14 protein-coding genes are annotated in these 14059 nt (G+C 64.3%); 9 read left to right on the top strand and 5 right to left on the bottom strand.

The window, feature by feature from the left end; all coding sequences use genetic code 11:
- Positions 1-60: 60 nt before the first annotated feature.
- Genes FLG15_RS11050 through FLG15_RS11040 form a run of 3 tightly spaced genes read left to right on the top strand, consistent with a single transcriptional unit; the run spans position 61 to position 2080 of the window.
- Positions 61-1689: an MFS transporter gene (locus tag FLG15_RS11050; RefSeq protein ID WP_150146108.1), complete on the top strand. Its 1629-nt coding sequence runs from the start codon at positions 61-63 to the stop codon at positions 1687-1689.
- A gap of 5 nt (positions 1690-1694) precedes the next feature.
- On the top strand, positions 1695-1925 hold the full coding sequence (locus FLG15_RS11045) for a DUF1427 family protein (RefSeq protein WP_017157567.1): 231 nt from the start codon (positions 1695-1697) through the stop codon (positions 1923-1925).
- Complete coding sequence (locus FLG15_RS11040; RefSeq protein ID WP_057680082.1) at positions 1922-2080, top strand: XapX domain-containing protein; 159 nt, start codon at positions 1922-1924, stop codon at positions 2078-2080. Before FLG15_RS11045 ends, FLG15_RS11040 begins: the two co-directional genes overlap by 4 nt.
- Before the next feature lie 292 nt (positions 2081-2372).
- Here the strand turns inward: FLG15_RS11040 and FLG15_RS11035 are convergent, their stop codons facing one another.
- Both FLG15_RS11035 and FLG15_RS11030 read right to left on the bottom strand, forming a co-directional pair.
- The gene (locus tag FLG15_RS11035; RefSeq protein ID WP_057680089.1) at positions 2373-3197 is read right to left on the bottom strand and encodes an alpha/beta fold hydrolase; all 825 of its coding nucleotides are present in this window, start codon (positions 3195-3197) and stop codon (positions 2373-2375) included.
- Positions 3198-3978: 781 nt separating this feature from the next.
- Positions 3979-5313 carry an Nramp family divalent metal transporter gene (locus FLG15_RS11030; protein ID WP_150146106.1) on the bottom strand — a complete coding sequence of 445 codons (1335 nt, stop codon included), beginning with the start codon at positions 5311-5313 and terminating at the stop codon, positions 3979-3981.
- Between the two features lie 142 nt (positions 5314-5455).
- Here FLG15_RS11030 and mntR point away from each other — a divergent pair, with 142 nt between their 5' ends.
- From mntR to orn, 3 genes are all read left to right on the top strand, one after another.
- The gene (gene mntR, locus FLG15_RS11025) at positions 5456-5923 is read left to right on the top strand and encodes a manganese-binding transcriptional regulator MntR (protein ID WP_003482839.1); all 468 of its coding nucleotides are present in this window, start codon (positions 5456-5458) and stop codon (positions 5921-5923) included.
- Entirely contained in the window at positions 5920-6435 is a 516-nt protein-coding gene (gene tadA, locus FLG15_RS11020) for a tRNA adenosine(34) deaminase TadA (protein WP_017157562.1), read from the top strand. The genes mntR and tadA overlap by 4 nt, the downstream gene beginning before the upstream one ends.
- A gap of 71 nt (positions 6436-6506) precedes the next feature.
- Positions 6507-7091, top strand: coding sequence for an oligoribonuclease (gene orn / locus FLG15_RS11015; protein WP_057680084.1), 585 nt, complete (start codon positions 6507-6509; stop codon positions 7089-7091).
- Between the two features lie 215 nt (positions 7092-7306).
- On the opposite strand, the gene FLG15_RS11010 is transcribed toward orn, so the two are convergent.
- Both FLG15_RS11010 and ppsA read right to left on the bottom strand, forming a co-directional pair.
- Entirely contained in the window at positions 7307-8299 is a 993-nt protein-coding gene (locus FLG15_RS11010; protein ID WP_057680085.1) for a mechanosensitive ion channel family protein, read from the bottom strand.
- Positions 8299-10677: a phosphoenolpyruvate synthase gene (gene ppsA / locus FLG15_RS11005; RefSeq protein ID WP_150146103.1), complete on the bottom strand. Its 2379-nt coding sequence runs from the start codon at positions 10675-10677 to the stop codon at positions 8299-8301. Before ppsA ends, FLG15_RS11010 begins: the two co-directional genes overlap by 1 nt.
- Positions 10678-10819: 142 nt before the next feature.
- On the opposite strand from ppsA, the gene ppsR reads away from it, so the two are divergent.
- From ppsR to FLG15_RS10990, 3 genes are all read left to right on the top strand, one after another.
- Positions 10820-11641, top strand: coding sequence for a posphoenolpyruvate synthetase regulatory kinase/phosphorylase PpsR (gene ppsR, locus FLG15_RS11000; RefSeq protein WP_017168777.1), 822 nt, complete (start codon positions 10820-10822; stop codon positions 11639-11641).
- A 200-nt stretch (positions 11642-11841) separates the two neighbouring features.
- On the top strand, positions 11842-12351 hold the full coding sequence (locus tag FLG15_RS10995; protein WP_008573198.1) for a DUF1249 domain-containing protein: 510 nt from the start codon (positions 11842-11844) through the stop codon (positions 12349-12351).
- A gap of 70 nt (positions 12352-12421) precedes the next feature.
- Positions 12422-12910, top strand: a complete 489-nt coding sequence (locus FLG15_RS10990) for an NUDIX hydrolase (protein WP_057680087.1) — start codon at positions 12422-12424, stop codon at positions 12908-12910.
- Positions 12911-13270: 360 nt separating this feature from the next.
- On the opposite strand, the gene FLG15_RS10985 is transcribed toward FLG15_RS10990, so the two are convergent.
- Positions 13271-14029, bottom strand: coding sequence for a 3-hydroxybutyrate dehydrogenase (locus FLG15_RS10985; RefSeq protein ID WP_057680088.1), 759 nt, complete (start codon positions 14027-14029; stop codon positions 13271-13273).
- Positions 14030-14059 lie beyond the last annotated feature (30 nt).

The raw sequence follows: 14059 nt of genomic DNA, 5'->3' as shown, positions 1-14059 counted from the left end.
GTTGCGCGCGGCACACCTTCGCCTTGTCTGTTTCATCCCATTGCCTGGAGCCTTGCCGCGATGACTGTTTCTGCCGCACCTGCCGAAGGTGGTGCCTGGGCGCCGCTGCGTGAGCCGGTCTTTCGCGCCTTGTGGCTGGCGATCCTGGGCAGCAATATCGGGACCTGGATCAACGATGTCGCCGCTTCCTGGGTGATGGCCGAACAGACCGGCTCGCCGTTGATGGTGGCAGCGGTGCAGTCGGCGACCACCTTGCCGGTGGTGCTATTGGCACTGGTCGCCGGCACGCTGGCCGACATCGTCGACCGTCGTCGCTACTTGCTGTTGACCCAGGCCTGGATGCTGCTGGTGGCCGGTCTGCTCGCATTACTGGCGCATCTGCAGTTGCTGACGCCTTGGGTCTTGGTGGCGCTCACCTTTGCAATGGGCGTAGGCGCAGCAATGGCGATGCCGGCTCAGGCGGCGATCGTGTCGGAACTGGTGCCGCGCCCGATGCTGGCTTCGGCGGTGGCGCTCAATTCGATCGGCATGAACATCGCCCGATCGATCGGCCCGGCCGTGGGTGGGCTGATCGTGGCCCAGTTCGGCCCGCCGTGGGCCTTTCTGCTCAACGGGCTGACCTTCGGCATGATGCTGTGCGTGCTGTGGCGATGGCGCCGCGATGTGCATGCCTCGGCGCTGCCGCCGGAGAGCTTTGGCGCAGGCCTGCGCGCAGGGTTGCGCTACGCCGCGCGCGCCGGTCGCCTGCAGGCGGTGCTGATCAAGGCCGCCGGGTTTTTCGTGTTCGCCAGCGCGTTGACCGCGCTGCTGCCGTTGGTGGTCCGCCGCGACATGCAGCTGGGCGCCGGCAGCTACGGCATTTTGCTGGGCTGTATCGGCATGGGCGCGATCAGCGGCGCCTTGTTGTTGCCGCGCCTGCGTGCGCGCTACGACCGCGATCTGCTGGTGTTCGTCGCCACCCTGGTGTGCGCCGCATCGCTGCTGGGCTTGGCGTTGTCGCGGCTGCTTGGCGTGTTGTGCGTGGTGATGGTGGTGAACGGTCTGGCCTGGATCACGGTGCTGTCGTCGTTGCAGATCGCCGCACAGACCGCCGTCCCTGCGTGGGTGCGTGCGCGTGCATTGTCGTTGTACATCGTGGTGTTTTCCGCAGGCATGGCCAGCGGCTCGCTGGTATGGGGCGCGTTGGCGCAACGCACGTCGATTGCCACGGCGCTGCAGATCGCCGCGGCCGGTGCAGTGATCGCCGCGCTATTGGTCAAACGCGCGCGGATTGCCGGGACCGAACAGCTGGACCTCGCCCCCGGCGGACATTGGCCTGCACCTGCGCAAGCCGATCGCCTCGAGCATGACCGCGGCCCGGTGCTGGTCACGGTGGAATACCGTATCGCTGCCGAGGCACGCGTGATGTTCCTGCAGTTGATGGCGCAACTGGGCAACGCGCGCCGTCGCGACGGCGCCGTGGTCTGGGGCATTGCCGAAGACGCTGCAACGCCAGGTGTGCAACTGGAATACTTCCTCGTCGCCTCATGGCTGGAACATCTGCGGCAGCACGAACGCGTCACCGGCGACGACCGTCAGTTACAGGAGCAGATCCGCGCCCTGCATCACGGCGAGCGCGCACCGGTGGTGCGCCACTTCGTCGGTGGCGGCGGTGCGGCGCTGCCGCCGCACGCGCACTCGGATATCTGATGCCCATGAATTGGAAGTTCATCAGCGGTGTCGCGCTGGGCGTGGCAATCGGCTTCGGCTGCCGTGTGGCCGGCATTCCATCGCCTGCACCCACGGCCTTCGTCGGCGCGTTGCTGGTGCTGGCAATGACGTGCGGCTATGCACTAGCCGACCGCTTCCTGGCGCGGCATGCCGCAAGGAATCTGAGGCATTGCGGCGGACCCAGCGGCCGCGTTGGCCGGCAGGGCGACGCATGAGCCTGGCAGTGCTCGGGGTACTGCTCGCATTGGCTATCGGCATCGGTTGCCGGTTGCTCGACTTGCCGTTGCCCGCTCCGCCACGTCTGACCGGTGCATTGCTCGTCGTGGCGATGAGCGGCGGATTCCTGCTGGCCGACCGGTTGCTGCGCTGAAGCGGCAAGGTGTCGGTAGCACGCGACGTGTCCTGAAAGCGGCGAGCGCGTGATGCCCTTACATCTCGACTGAGTCTGGGAAGCGCAGCGAACAGCGACGACATTCACCATCAGGCGAACGTCGCCGGTGTGCGAATCGGGATCTGTCACTGCCAATGTGCGGCTCCGAGCGCATCGATACCGCATGACAACAATCTATCCGGGTGCGTGAGCTGTTCTTGCACGATCACTAGCGCAAGATCAAAAAGGCCGGCTCTCTCGAGCCGGCCCTTCGCTGATCCATTCACCTCGATCAGGCTTTTGCGAACGCCAACAGATCCTTGTTGAACTGGTCCGTGTGGGTAAAGGTCAGACCGTGCGGCGCGCCGGCGTAGATCTTCAGTTCGGCATTCTTGATGATCTTTGCCGACATCTTGCCGGACGCATCGATCGGCACGATCTGATCGTCGTCGCCGTGTACCACCAACGCCGGCACATCGATCTTCTTCAGGTCGGGCGTGTAATCGACTTCGGAAAATTCCCTGATGCAGTCGTACTGACCCTTGTGCCCACCCAACATGCCCTGCAGCCAGAACGCATCGCGCATGCCCTGGGTGACCTTGTTGCCATCGCGGTTGGCGCCAAAGAAAGGCGTGGTCAGGTCCTGATAAAACTGCGAACGATCCTTGGCCACACCGTCGCGAATGCCGTCAAAGACGCTCATCGGCAGGCCGCCCGGGTTGGTCGGGCTCTTGACCATCTGCGGCGGCACGGCGCCTACCAGCACCACCTTGGCCACGCGCTTGCTGCCATGGCGGCCAACGTAATGCGCCACTTCGCCACCGCCGGTGGAATGGCCTACCAGGATCGCGTCCTTCAGATCCAGCGCCTCGATCACCGCAGCCAGATCGTCGGCATAGGTATCCATATCGTTGCCGTCCCAGGTCTGCGACGAACGGCCGTGGCTGCGGCGGTCATGCGCAATCACGCGGAAACCGTGCTGGCCCATGAACAACATCTGCGCATCCCAGGCATCAGCGCTGAGCGGCCAGCCGTGCGAAAACACGACCGGTTGGCCCTTGCCCCAGTCCTTGTAAAAAATGTTGGCGCCGTCGGGACGTTTGACGAAATTGGACATCTGCTTGACTCCGTGAGTGGAAGGGTGGGGCGACGAGGTGGATGGCATGCGCGTGGCTGCGGCAGCGCTGGCGAGATGTGGCAGCGATAACGCTGCCACGGCTGCCGTGCCGGAAATGAGAAAGTGGCGGCGCCCGGCATCGGCCGGATGCGCCTCGAACGGATCCATAAGAACTCCTGCAGGCGAGGGCATGCAGCCCGGCAGTCGCATGTGCGTGTTGGCGCGTCATGTATGGCATGCCCACGCAGCGCAAGGCCACTGCAGGCAACGGACAAACCGGTGCATGCGCCAAGTAGAGCGCGTGCGGCGCGAGGCAGATTGCACGCGCGTGCGCACTGCGCGAACTGGCGCAGAATGTAATCGATTCGAGCGATGCGCAGGCCGTAATGGAAGAAGCGCCAACAGGCGCGCAGCGCTTGCAGCGGCCTCGAGCGCGTCTGGCGCCGCATTGCGCTCTTCGATGTCACCCATCACCTGTCTGGCGCGGTGTGTTTGCTGCGTGCGGGACTTTCGACGGCATGGATGCCGCCATCGAGCCTGCATGGATGTCCTTGCGGCGTGTCCCGCGCGCGGCGAGCGCACCGCGCCCTGGGCTCAGTCGAGTCTGCTGAAGAGACCTCGCCCCCCCACCAGTGCAGGACAGACTTTGTAAGCTCTCAAGCATCATCCACAGCGCTAATGCGCGTTGAAGGCAGGAAAGCGCGGCATCGTCCTGCAGCTGTGCTGGCGATACGAAGCAATTGATCGCGCACAGGCGCAACGCCCGGGCCGATGCCGCATTTCAATGCAGCGCGGTATCCCACAGCAGCTTCAGATTGAGGCAGACGATCACCGCCGCAATCCCCCACGCGATGCGTACCAGCCATGCTGGCGCTACCAGCGCGCCCATCAACTGCCGGTCGGATACGAAGCGCACCAGCGGAATCACCGCGAACGGCAGCTGCATCGACAACACCACCTGGCTGAGCACCAGCAACCGCGCCGTACCAGCCTCGCCGTACAACCAGGTCACGATGACCACCGGCACGATGGCGATGCCGCGGGTGAGCAAGCGTCGTATCCACGGCGGCAGGCGTAATTGCAGGAACCCTTCCATCACGATCTGCCCGGCCAGCGTTGCGGTCACGGTGGAGTTGATGCCGGAGGCGAGCAGCGCCACCGCAAACAGTGTCGAGGCCAGGCCAACGCCCAGCATCGGCGCCAGCAACGCATGCGCCTGTTCGATCTCCTGTACGTCGGTGCGGCCCTGCGCATGGAACACCGCCGCGGCCAGGATCAGGATCGAGGCATTGATGAACAACGCGAACATCAACGCCACCGTGCTGTCGGTGACCGCCCAACGCAGCGCCGATTTCCGGCCGATATCGGTCCGTGGATACGCGCGCGTCTGCACGATCGACGAGTGCAGATACAGGTTGTGCGGCATCACCGTCGCCCCGATGATGCCGATCGCCAGATACAGCGCCTTCGGGTCGGTGACCACCTGCGCACGCGGGATGAAACCGCCCAGTACCGCCGCGATCGGCGGTGCGGCCAGCGCGATCTGGATGCCGAAACACAAGAAGATGATCAACAGCAGCGCGATCACGAACGCTTCCAGCGCCCGGAAACCACGGTTCATCAGCAACAACACCAGCACCACATCCACCGCGGTGATGATCGCGCCCACGGTGAGCGGAATCCCGAACAAGAGCTTCAACGCAATCGCGGTACCGATGACCTCGGCCAGATCGCACGCGATGATGGCCAGCTCGCAGATGCCCCACAGCGCCAGATTGACGCGACGCGGATAACGCACGCGACAGGCCTGCGCCAGGTCCAGCCCGGTCGCGATGCCCAGCCGCGCCGACAAGCCCTGCAGCACGATCGCCATCAGGTTCGACAACAGGATCACCGACAGCAGCAGATAGCCGAACTGCGAGCCGCCGGCCAGATCGGTGGCCCAGTTGCCCGGGTCCATATAGCCCACCGACACCATGTAGCCCGGTCCCAGGAAGGCCAGCAGGCGGAACCACCAATGGCCGCCCTTGGGCACGGCGACGCTGGCCTGGTGGTCGCCCAGACCGCCGGTGGCGGTGGCTGACGATGGCGCTGAGGCGGCGGTGTCGGCGGACATGCAGGTGGGTAGAGACGGGTTACACGCATGATATAGCAGTTGCTATGCTGTTGAGCATTGGCAATTTCAATCGTATTGATCTGCTGCGTGCTTCAAACTATGCGCCCCGGCATCGACGCCGGCGACGATGACGAGGAAGAGGGTGGGCAAGAGCGAAAAGGTGGAAGCGGCCGCGCCGGTCCTGATCGATGCGCAGGTGCATATGGAGAGCTTCCGTCAGGTGCGCGAAGCGCGCCGCGCCGAGCTGGTCGAAGACTATGTGGAGCTGATCTCCGATCTGCTGGTGGACGGCGGCGAGGCACGTCAGGTCGATATTGCTGCGCGACTGGGCGTGGCGCAGCCCACCGTGGCCAAGATGCTCAAGCGGCTGGTGCGCGATGGGTGGGTCGTGCAGCGTCCCTACCGCGGGGTGTTCCTGACCCCTGCCGGCGAGGCGCTGGCCGCCTCCAGCCGGCAGCGCCACCAGATCGTGGAGCGCTTTTTGCTTGCGCTTGGCATCGACGAGGCCACCGCGCGCCGCGACGCGGAGGGCATCGAACACCATGTCAGCGAAGCCACGGTTGCCGCGTTCGCCGCGTTCCTGGACCGCCAGGGCGGTTCGGCCACGTGAGCGTGCCCACCGATGCGCCGACCCACACGCCGCACGCGGCGATCGACGTGCACTGGATGCAGCACGCCTTGCAATTGGCAGAGCGTGCCGAGCGCGACTATGACGAAATCCCGGTCGGCGCGCTGCTGGTCGATGCGCAAGGCAACGTGCTTGGCGAAGGCTGGAATTTCAATATCGCCAGCCACGATCCCAGCGCGCATGCCGAAATCGTGGCAATGCGACAAGCCGGGCGCCGCCTGGCCAATCACCGCCTGATCGGCTGCACGCTGTACGTCACCCTGGAGCCGTGCGCGATGTGCGCGATGGCGATGATTCATGCGCGGATCGCGCGCGTGGTGTTCGCCGCCAGCGATCCCAAGACCGGTGCCTGCGGCAGCGTCTTCGACCTGCTGGCCGACCCGCGCCACAATCATCGCGTGCAGGTGTGCGGTGGCGTACTTGCAGCCGAGGCGAGCTTGCGCCTGACCAATTACTTCAGGGCCAAGCGCGGCAAGCCGCCACTTGCGCCCTGAGCGACGTGGCCGCGGTATGATGCGCGCCCTCTTCAGCATCCGGCCGGCGACGGCCTCCACAGGACGGCGATATGGCAGAGAACCTTGCAGGCAACGACCGACTGATCTGGATCGATCTGGAAATGACCGGCCTGGATACCGATCGCGATTCCATCATCGAGATCGCCACCATCGTGACCGATGCGCAGTTGAACGTGCTTGCCGAGGGGCCGGAATTGGCCATTGCGCATCCGCTGGAAACCCTGGAAGCGATGGACGAGTGGAACCGCAATCAGCACCGCCGTTCGGGTCTGTGGCAGCGCGTGCTCGACAGCCAGGTGACCCACGCGCAGGCTGAAGCGCAGACCGTGGCATTCCTGAGCGAGTGGATCCGTGCCGGCGCCTCGCCGATGTGCGGCAACTCGATCTGCCAGGATCGCCGCTTCCTGCACCGACAGATGTCGCGCCTGGAGCGCTATTTCCATTACCGCAACCTGGACGTGTCCACCATCAAGGAGCTCGCGCGACGTTGGGCGCCGACGGTCGCCAACGGGTTCGCCAAGAGTTCGGCGCATACCGCCCTGAGCGATGTGCGCGATTCGATCGACGAGTTGCGCCACTATCGTCAGTTCATGGGCGCGCTCGGTGGCGATTCCCAGGCCGACGTGCCGGCCTGAGCGCTGGCCATGGCGTCGTTGCATGCTGTGGGCGTGTCGGAGGTGTCCCATCCCAATGGCACGCCTGCGTACGTCGCTTAATTTCTCAGCCGACCGCGCGGGTTACAAACCACTCGGTGGCGACGCGTCCAACAAAAGCATCCAATAAAAAGCATCAACAAAAAGGCCGCATCGTTCGATGCGGCCTTTTGCTTTCCATCACGCCACTGTGTACGTCAGCGCGCCAACGAAGGTCCCTTGCCCAGGTCGCCATCGTCGGCGATGCCTTTCAGTAACAGGTCGGAGATCGGCTTGCCATCGGCATCGTGGTGATACACGTGCAGGTCGCGCTGCGGATAGGGGATGTTGAGTCCGTTTTCCAGCAACTCGTTGCGGATCTGCTCCAGCGTGGTGCTCTTGGCTGCGCCGAAGTTGCCGTTGGTCGCATATGCGAACAGCATCAGGTCGACCGTACTCTCGCCCAGGTTGGTCACCTGCACGAATGGTGCAGGCGACTCCAGGATGTTCGGGTTGTCCTTGGCGATCTGCAGCAACAGTTGCTGCGCCTTCTTCAGATCGTCTTCGTAGCCCACGCCGACCGTCACTTCCAGGCGGCGGTTGGGCAGGGTGCTGTAGTTGACGATGGGGGCGGTGGTAATCGTGCTGTTCGGCAGGGTGATCATGCGTTCGTCGAACGAACGGATCCGGGTCTGGAAGATCCGGATCTCGTCGACGATGCCTTCCTGCCCGGCGATCAACACGTGGTCGCCATCGCGCATCGGCCGCAGCACGATGAGCATCACGCCGGCAGCAATGTTGGACAGCGAATCCTTCAGTGCAAGGCCAACCGCCAGACCTGCCGCGCCGAGCACTGCGATCAGCGAGGTCGGTGGCACTCCGATCTGACTCAATGCGCTGACGAAGACCAACACCAGCAACAACGCGTACATCACGTTGCGCAGGAAGTTGGTCAGCGTGATCTCGACGCGCGCGCGGGTGAGCGCGCGGTGCAGCCATTGACTGAGTTGCCGGGCCAGCCACATGCCGACCACGACGATCAGCAATGCCACTCCCCAGTTGACCGCGTACTGCGCCCACGGAATGGCGGCCCAATTGAATGCCGGCTCGCTGGTGGTGGCCGGCTTCGCAGCTGCCGCTCCCGCTGCAGCAACCGGCTTTGCAGCAGCCGCTCCTGCAGCTGCTGCCCACATCGCACCCATCAGTCCCATCAGCCCTCGCTCTTGAGCTTGGCCAGACGCAGCCAGGTGTCGACCACGGTGTCCGGATTCAGCGACACCGATTCGATTCCTTCCTGCATCAGCCACTCGGCCAGTTCCGGGTGGTCGGACGGCCCCTGGCCGCAGATACCCACGTACTTGCCCTTGGCGCGCGCCGACTTGATCGCCAACGACAGCAGCTTCTTGACCGCCAGGTTCCGCTCATCGAACAGGTGCGCGACGATCGACGAATCGCGGTCCAGGCCCAGGGTGAGCTGGGTCAGGTCGTTGGAGCCGATCGAGAAGCCGTCGAAGATCTCCAGGAACTCGTCGGCCAGCAGCGCGTTGGAGGGCAGCTCGCACATCATGATGATCTTCAAACCGTTCTCGCCCTGCTTGAGCCCGTTCTGCTCCAGCACTTCGATCACCTTGCGGCCTTCCTCCAGCGTGCGCACGAACGGGATCATCACCCAGAGGTTGTCCAGGCCCATCTCGTTGCGCACATTCAGCACCGCCTTGCACTCCAGCGCGAAGGCCTTGGTGAAGGACGGGGCGACGTAGCGGCTGGCGCCACGGAAGCCGATCATCGGGTTCTCTTCATGCGGCTCGTAGCGCGAACCGCCGATCAGGTTGGCGTACTCGTTGGACTTGAAGTCCGACAAGCGCACGATCACCGTATTCGGCGCCACCGAGGCGGTCAGCGTGGCGATGCCTTCGGCCAGGCGGTTGACGTAGAAGCTGACCGGGTCGCCATAGCCGGCGATCTTGGCGTCGATCTTCTTGCGGACATCGGCATCCTGCTTGTCGTATTCCAGCAGGGCGTTGGGATGCACGCCGATATGCGAGGCGATGATCATCTCCAGCCGTGCCAGGCCGATGCCGGCGTTGGGCAGCTGACCGAAGTCGAACGCACGCTCCGGGTTGGCGACGTTCATCATGATCTTCAGCGGGGCAGGCGGCATGTTGCCCAGATCGGTCGTGGTGCGCTCGAACGCCAGCTTGCCTTCGTAGATGAAGCCGGTGTCGCCCTCGGCGCAGCTGACGGTGACTTCCTGGCCGTCCTTGATCACGGCGGTCGCATTGCCCGAGCCGACCACGGCCGGCACGCCCAGCTCGCGCGCGATGATCGCTGCATGGCAAGTGCGCCCGCCGCGGTTGGTGACGATGGCCGAGGCGCGCTTCATCACCGGCTCCCAATCGGGGTCGGTCATGTCGGCGATCAACACATCGCCAGCCTGGACACGATTCATGTCGTCCAGCGAGCGCACCACGCGTGCCACACCGCTACCGATCTTGGCGCCGACGGCGCGGCCTTCGGCCAGGATCTTGGCGCCCTTGGCCTCCAGCGCAAACCGCTCGATCTGGGTCGCGTGGCTACGCGACTTCACAGTTTCCGGACGCGCCTGCACGATGAACAGCTTGCCGCTGACACCGTCCTTGGCCCACTCGATGTCCATCGGGCGGCCGTAATGCTTTTCGATCACAAGCGCCTGCTTGGACAGCTCCTGCACGTCTTCGTCGCTGATCGAGAAGGTGCTGCGCAGTTCCGCCGGGGTATCTTCGGTGCGCACGCGCTCGCCGGGCACATCCGAATACACCATGCGGATGGCTTTGCTGCCGAGCGAGCGGCGCAGGATTGCCGGCTTGCCCGCAGTGAGCGTGGGCTTGTAGACGTAAAACTCGTCCGGATTGACCGCGCCCTGCACGACCATCTCGCCCAGGCCGAAGCTGGAGGTGACGAACACCACGTCGCGGAAGCCGGATTCGGTGTCCAGCGTAAACAACACGCCTGCCGCGCCGACGCCCGATCGCACCATCAGCTGCACGCCGGCCGACAGGAACACGTCTTCATGCTTGAAGCCGTGATGCACGCGGTAGGCAATCGCACGATCGTTATAGAGGCTGGCGAACACTTCCTTGACCTTGTGCACCACATCGTCGGCGCCAGTCACATTGAGGAAGGTCTCCTGCTGGCCTGCGAAGGAGGCGTCCGGCAGGTCTTCGGCGGTTGCCGAGGAGCGCACGGCCACGGCAACGTCGCCGCCGCCGTTTTCGGCGCACAACTGCGCGTAGGCGGTGCGGATGTCGCGGTCCAGTTCCGGCTGCAGCGGGGCGTCGATTACCCAGCCGCGGATTTCCTTGCCGGCCAGCGTGAGTGCGTTGACGTCTTCGACATCCAGCGTTGCCAGCTTGTCGAAGATGCGCTTGGACAGATCGTTGTGCGCGATGAAGTCCTTGAAAGCCTCGGCAGTGGTCGCATATCCACCGGGAACCGAGACGCCCAACCCAGCCAGGTTGCCGATCATCTCGCCAAGCGAGGAATTTTTACCGCCTACGCGGGCCAGGTCGGCCAGGCGTAGCTCATGCAACCACAGGATATTCTCGTTCAAGCGCGATGCTCCGTAAGGCCATCGCCCGAGCGGGCTGAATGGCCGCGACCGTAGGAAGAAGCCGCTATGATGCAGTGCACAGCGGAGCCTGCACAAGCATGAATCCGTAAGTTTTGGACACCAGTTCAAAGAGGTGGTCTTGATGTCAACAATTCGGCCGGTGTTTTACGTCTCCGATGGAACCGGTATCACCGCTGAAACGATTGGGCATAGCCTGCTCACGCAGTTCAGCGGTTTCAACTTCGTCACCGACCGCATGTCGTTCATTGACGATGCAGATAAAGCGCGCGATGCCGCCATGCGGGTGCGTGCTGCAGGCGAGCGGTACCAGGTGCGCCCGGTCGTGGTCAATTCGTGCGTCGATCCACAATTGAGCATGATCCTGGCTGAAAGTGGCGCGCTGATGCTGGATGTATTCGCGCCCTTCATCGAGCCGCTGGAGCGCGAGCTCAATGCGCCGCGTCATTCGCGTGTGGGCCGCGCGCACGGCATGGTCGACTTCGAAACCTATCACCGCCGCATCAACGCGATGAACTTCGCGCTCAGTCACGACGATGGCATTGCGCTCAATTACGACGAGGCCGATGTGATCCTGGTGGCGGTGTCGCGCGCCGGCAAGACACCGACCTGCATCTATCTGGCCTTGCATTACGGCATTCGCGCCGCCAACTATCCGCTCACCGAGGAAGATCTGGAAAACGAGCAGTTGCCCCCGCGGTTGCGTAATTACCGCAGCAAGTTGTTCGGTTTGACCATTGACCCTGAGCGGTTGCAGCAAATTCGTCAGGAGCGGCGCGCCAATTCTCGCTACAGCGCGGCAGAGACCTGCCGGCGCGAAGTCGCGATCGCCGAGCGCATGTTCCAGATGGAGCGCATTCCCTCGCTCAGCACCACCAATACCTCGATCGAAGAAATCTCCAGCAAGGTGTTGTCCACCCTGGGCCTGCAGCGCGAGATGTTCTGAGCGGAGATCGGGATCGGATCTTCAGGATCGGTAGCCGTTACTCACGTTTCGGCCGCCGTGCCCATCGGTCGAAAGAGCAACCGGCAGTGGTTGGCGGCTGGGGGTACGAAACGGGTGGGGCAGTGCTCCGCCAAGGTAGGCCTGCCGTTGGGCCCTCGTCAATGCTGCCCGTGCGGCAGCGCAGCGTGTAGGATCGGTCCATGGCGCAAGCACTGAGCAAACTCGAACGCATTCCCAAACTGAGCCGCTTCGGCTGGCTGATGGGCTTGTATGCAGAAAACTTCCAACATCTGACCCGGTTGTTCGCCCCAGCCGATCTGGCGCCGGGCTCGTACGTGTCCTCGATCGGCGATGGCCTGAACCTGCGGCTGGACGTGATCGAATGCCACCGCTACACGGTGGAGCTGCGCCTGACCTACGACCTGTGCGACCCGGTCACCGGCGAGCCGGACCCGTCGGCGTATGTGCGGCTGTACCGCGACGCGCGCCAGGCCGAGACCACGCATTGCTATGTGGGTCGGCGCTGGCAGGATGTGATGGGCATGTTCCCGCCGCCGGCCGAGCTGATCAGCCACCGCATGCGCATGAATACATTCCTTGGCAAGTGGCTGGAGTACCTGGCCGAACGCGGCCACGGTGTTGCGACCCTGCGGCTGGATACCGATCACGTGGCACCGCCGCGCCCGAACCCGCAGGCCGCGGTCGGCTGAGCCGGCGTTACCGCCGCGTACGGCGGGCTGCTTCAGTCATACTGATGCGCTTCGTGTCAGATCGCATGCCATGCCCTATACCCCGATTGTCGCCACGCTCGGCTACCTGTTGTCGCCGGATGGCACCCAGGTGCTGATGATCCATCGCAATGCCCGTCCCGGCGACCGGCATCTGGGCAAATACAACGGCCTGGGCGGAAAGATGGAGCCGGACGAAGACGTGCTGGCCTGCATGCGCCGCGAGATACGCGAGGAGGCCGGCGTCGACTGCGGCCGGATGCAGTTGCGCGGCACCATCAGCTGGCCGGGCTTCGGCAAGCAGGGCGAAGACTGGCTGGGCTTCGTATTCCTGATCCACAGCTTCGACGGCACACCCCACACCGCCAATCCGGAGGGGACGCTGGAGTGGATTGCGATCGAGCGGATGGACCAGGTGCCAATGTGGGAAGGCGACCGCCATTTCCTGCCGCTGGTATTCGATGGCGACCCACGCCCGTTCCACGGCGTCATGCCGTATCGCGATGGGCGCATGCAGTCGTGGACGTATTCGCGGATCTGATCGCTGCGCGTGCGCAGCGCAATGGGTCGCGTGCCGCCGACACAGCACCGTCGGACAGCTGACCGAGCCCGACTGCTGCAGGTCGACATCCTCGGCGCGCGCGATGGGTCAGCGGACCAGTGCTTCCCTCCGATCAGCGGCCCATGCTGCTAGCAGCGCAGCACCGAGTCCAGCCAGGCTCAACCGTCCGGGATTGAACATCGAACATTGCAGAGCGTTCCGGTGCTCCGAGGAATGGCCGGTCTGGTCCACTTCTCCACACCCCCTGTGGATGGACACTGCGCAAGTCTGTGGACAAGTGCGCGCACCCCTTGCGGCATCTGGCGCGGGCGACGGCTGATCAAAATTTCGCCAGCATGCTCATTGGGCCGTCCAGCCGCCATCGATGGCGATCGATTGCCCTGTGATGTTGCGCGCGGCATGCGACATCAGAAACGCCACCGTGCCGGCCAGCTCGTCGTACTCGATGAAGGCGCCCTTGGGCATCGGCTTGAGCATCACATCGCGCACCACCGCATCCTCGGCGATGCCGCGGGTGCGTGCCTGATCGGCAATCTGCCGCTCCACCAGCGGCGTGCGCACATAGCTGGGGCAGAGCGTGTTGACGGTGATGTCGCAATCGGCGGTTTCCAGCGCGATGACCTTGGCCAGGCCGACCAGGCCATGCTTGGCGGCGACATAGGCACTTTTGTATGGGCTGGCCACCAGCGAGTGGATGCTGCCGATATTGACGATGCGGCCATAGCCGGCCGCACGCATGCCGGGCAGCACCGCGCGACTGAGGCGTGCGGCGCCGGTGAGCATGACATCCACCAGCAGCGCCCATTGCTGCATCGGGAACTCCTCCAGTGCGGCCACCTGCTGCAGGCCGGCATTGTTTACCAGCACCTGCGGGGCACGTGATGCGTGGGCCAGCGCCTGCGCGATGCTGTTTGCATCGGTCACGTCCAACGCCAGCGCCTCGGCCGAGCCGCCTACCTGGCGCAACGCATCGGCCGTGCGCTCGGCGGCCGCCAGCTGCACATCGCTGACGAGCAGATGATGGCCGTCGGCCGCCAGTTGGCTGGCGATACCGGCGCCAATGCCGCTGCCCGCGCCGGTGATCAGGATGCTGCGCATGGGGTGTCCTCGAAAAGTCGTGCGCGGCCG

It is taken from the genome of Xanthomonas phaseoli pv. dieffenbachiae, assembly GCF_008639345.1.
Taxonomy (GTDB): Bacteria; Pseudomonadota; Gammaproteobacteria; order Xanthomonadales; family Xanthomonadaceae; genus Xanthomonas; species Xanthomonas phaseoli.
Note: the sequence above shows the minus strand (reverse complement) of the source record. Positions and strands in the feature narration are given on the sequence as shown.

What these genes read in the sequence shown, in the direction of transcription:
- FLG15_RS11050 (WP_150146108.1), top strand. Translation starts at nt 61, where the DNA reads ATGACTGTTTCTGCCGCACCTGCCGAAGGTGGTGCCTGGGCGCCGCTG.
- FLG15_RS11045 (WP_017157567.1), top strand. Translation starts at nt 1,695, where the DNA reads ATGAATTGGAAGTTCATCAGCGGTGTCGCGCTGGGCGTGGCAATCGGC.
- FLG15_RS11040 (WP_057680082.1), top strand. Translation starts at nt 1,922, where the DNA reads ATGAGCCTGGCAGTGCTCGGGGTACTGCTCGCATTGGCTATCGGCATC.
- FLG15_RS11035 (WP_057680089.1), bottom strand. Translation starts at nt 3,197, where the DNA reads ATGTCCAATTTCGTCAAACGTCCCGACGGCGCCAACATTTTTTACAAG.
- FLG15_RS11030 (WP_150146106.1), bottom strand. Translation starts at nt 5,313, where the DNA reads ATGTCCGCCGACACCGCCGCCTCAGCGCCATCGTCAGCCACCGCCACC.
- orn (WP_057680084.1), top strand. Translation starts at nt 6,507, where the DNA reads ATGGCAGAGAACCTTGCAGGCAACGACCGACTGATCTGGATCGATCTG.
- FLG15_RS11010 (WP_057680085.1), bottom strand. Translation starts at nt 8,299, where the DNA reads ATGGGACTGATGGGTGCGATGTGGGCAGCAGCTGCAGGAGCGGCTGCT.
- ppsR (WP_017168777.1), top strand. Translation starts at nt 10,820, where the DNA reads ATGTCAACAATTCGGCCGGTGTTTTACGTCTCCGATGGAACCGGTATC.
- FLG15_RS10995 (WP_008573198.1), top strand. Translation starts at nt 11,842, where the DNA reads ATGGCGCAAGCACTGAGCAAACTCGAACGCATTCCCAAACTGAGCCGC.
- FLG15_RS10990 (WP_057680087.1), top strand. Translation starts at nt 12,422, where the DNA reads ATGCCCTATACCCCGATTGTCGCCACGCTCGGCTACCTGTTGTCGCCG.
- FLG15_RS10985 (WP_057680088.1), bottom strand. Translation starts at nt 14,029, where the DNA reads ATGCGCAGCATCCTGATCACCGGCGCGGGCAGCGGCATTGGCGCCGGT.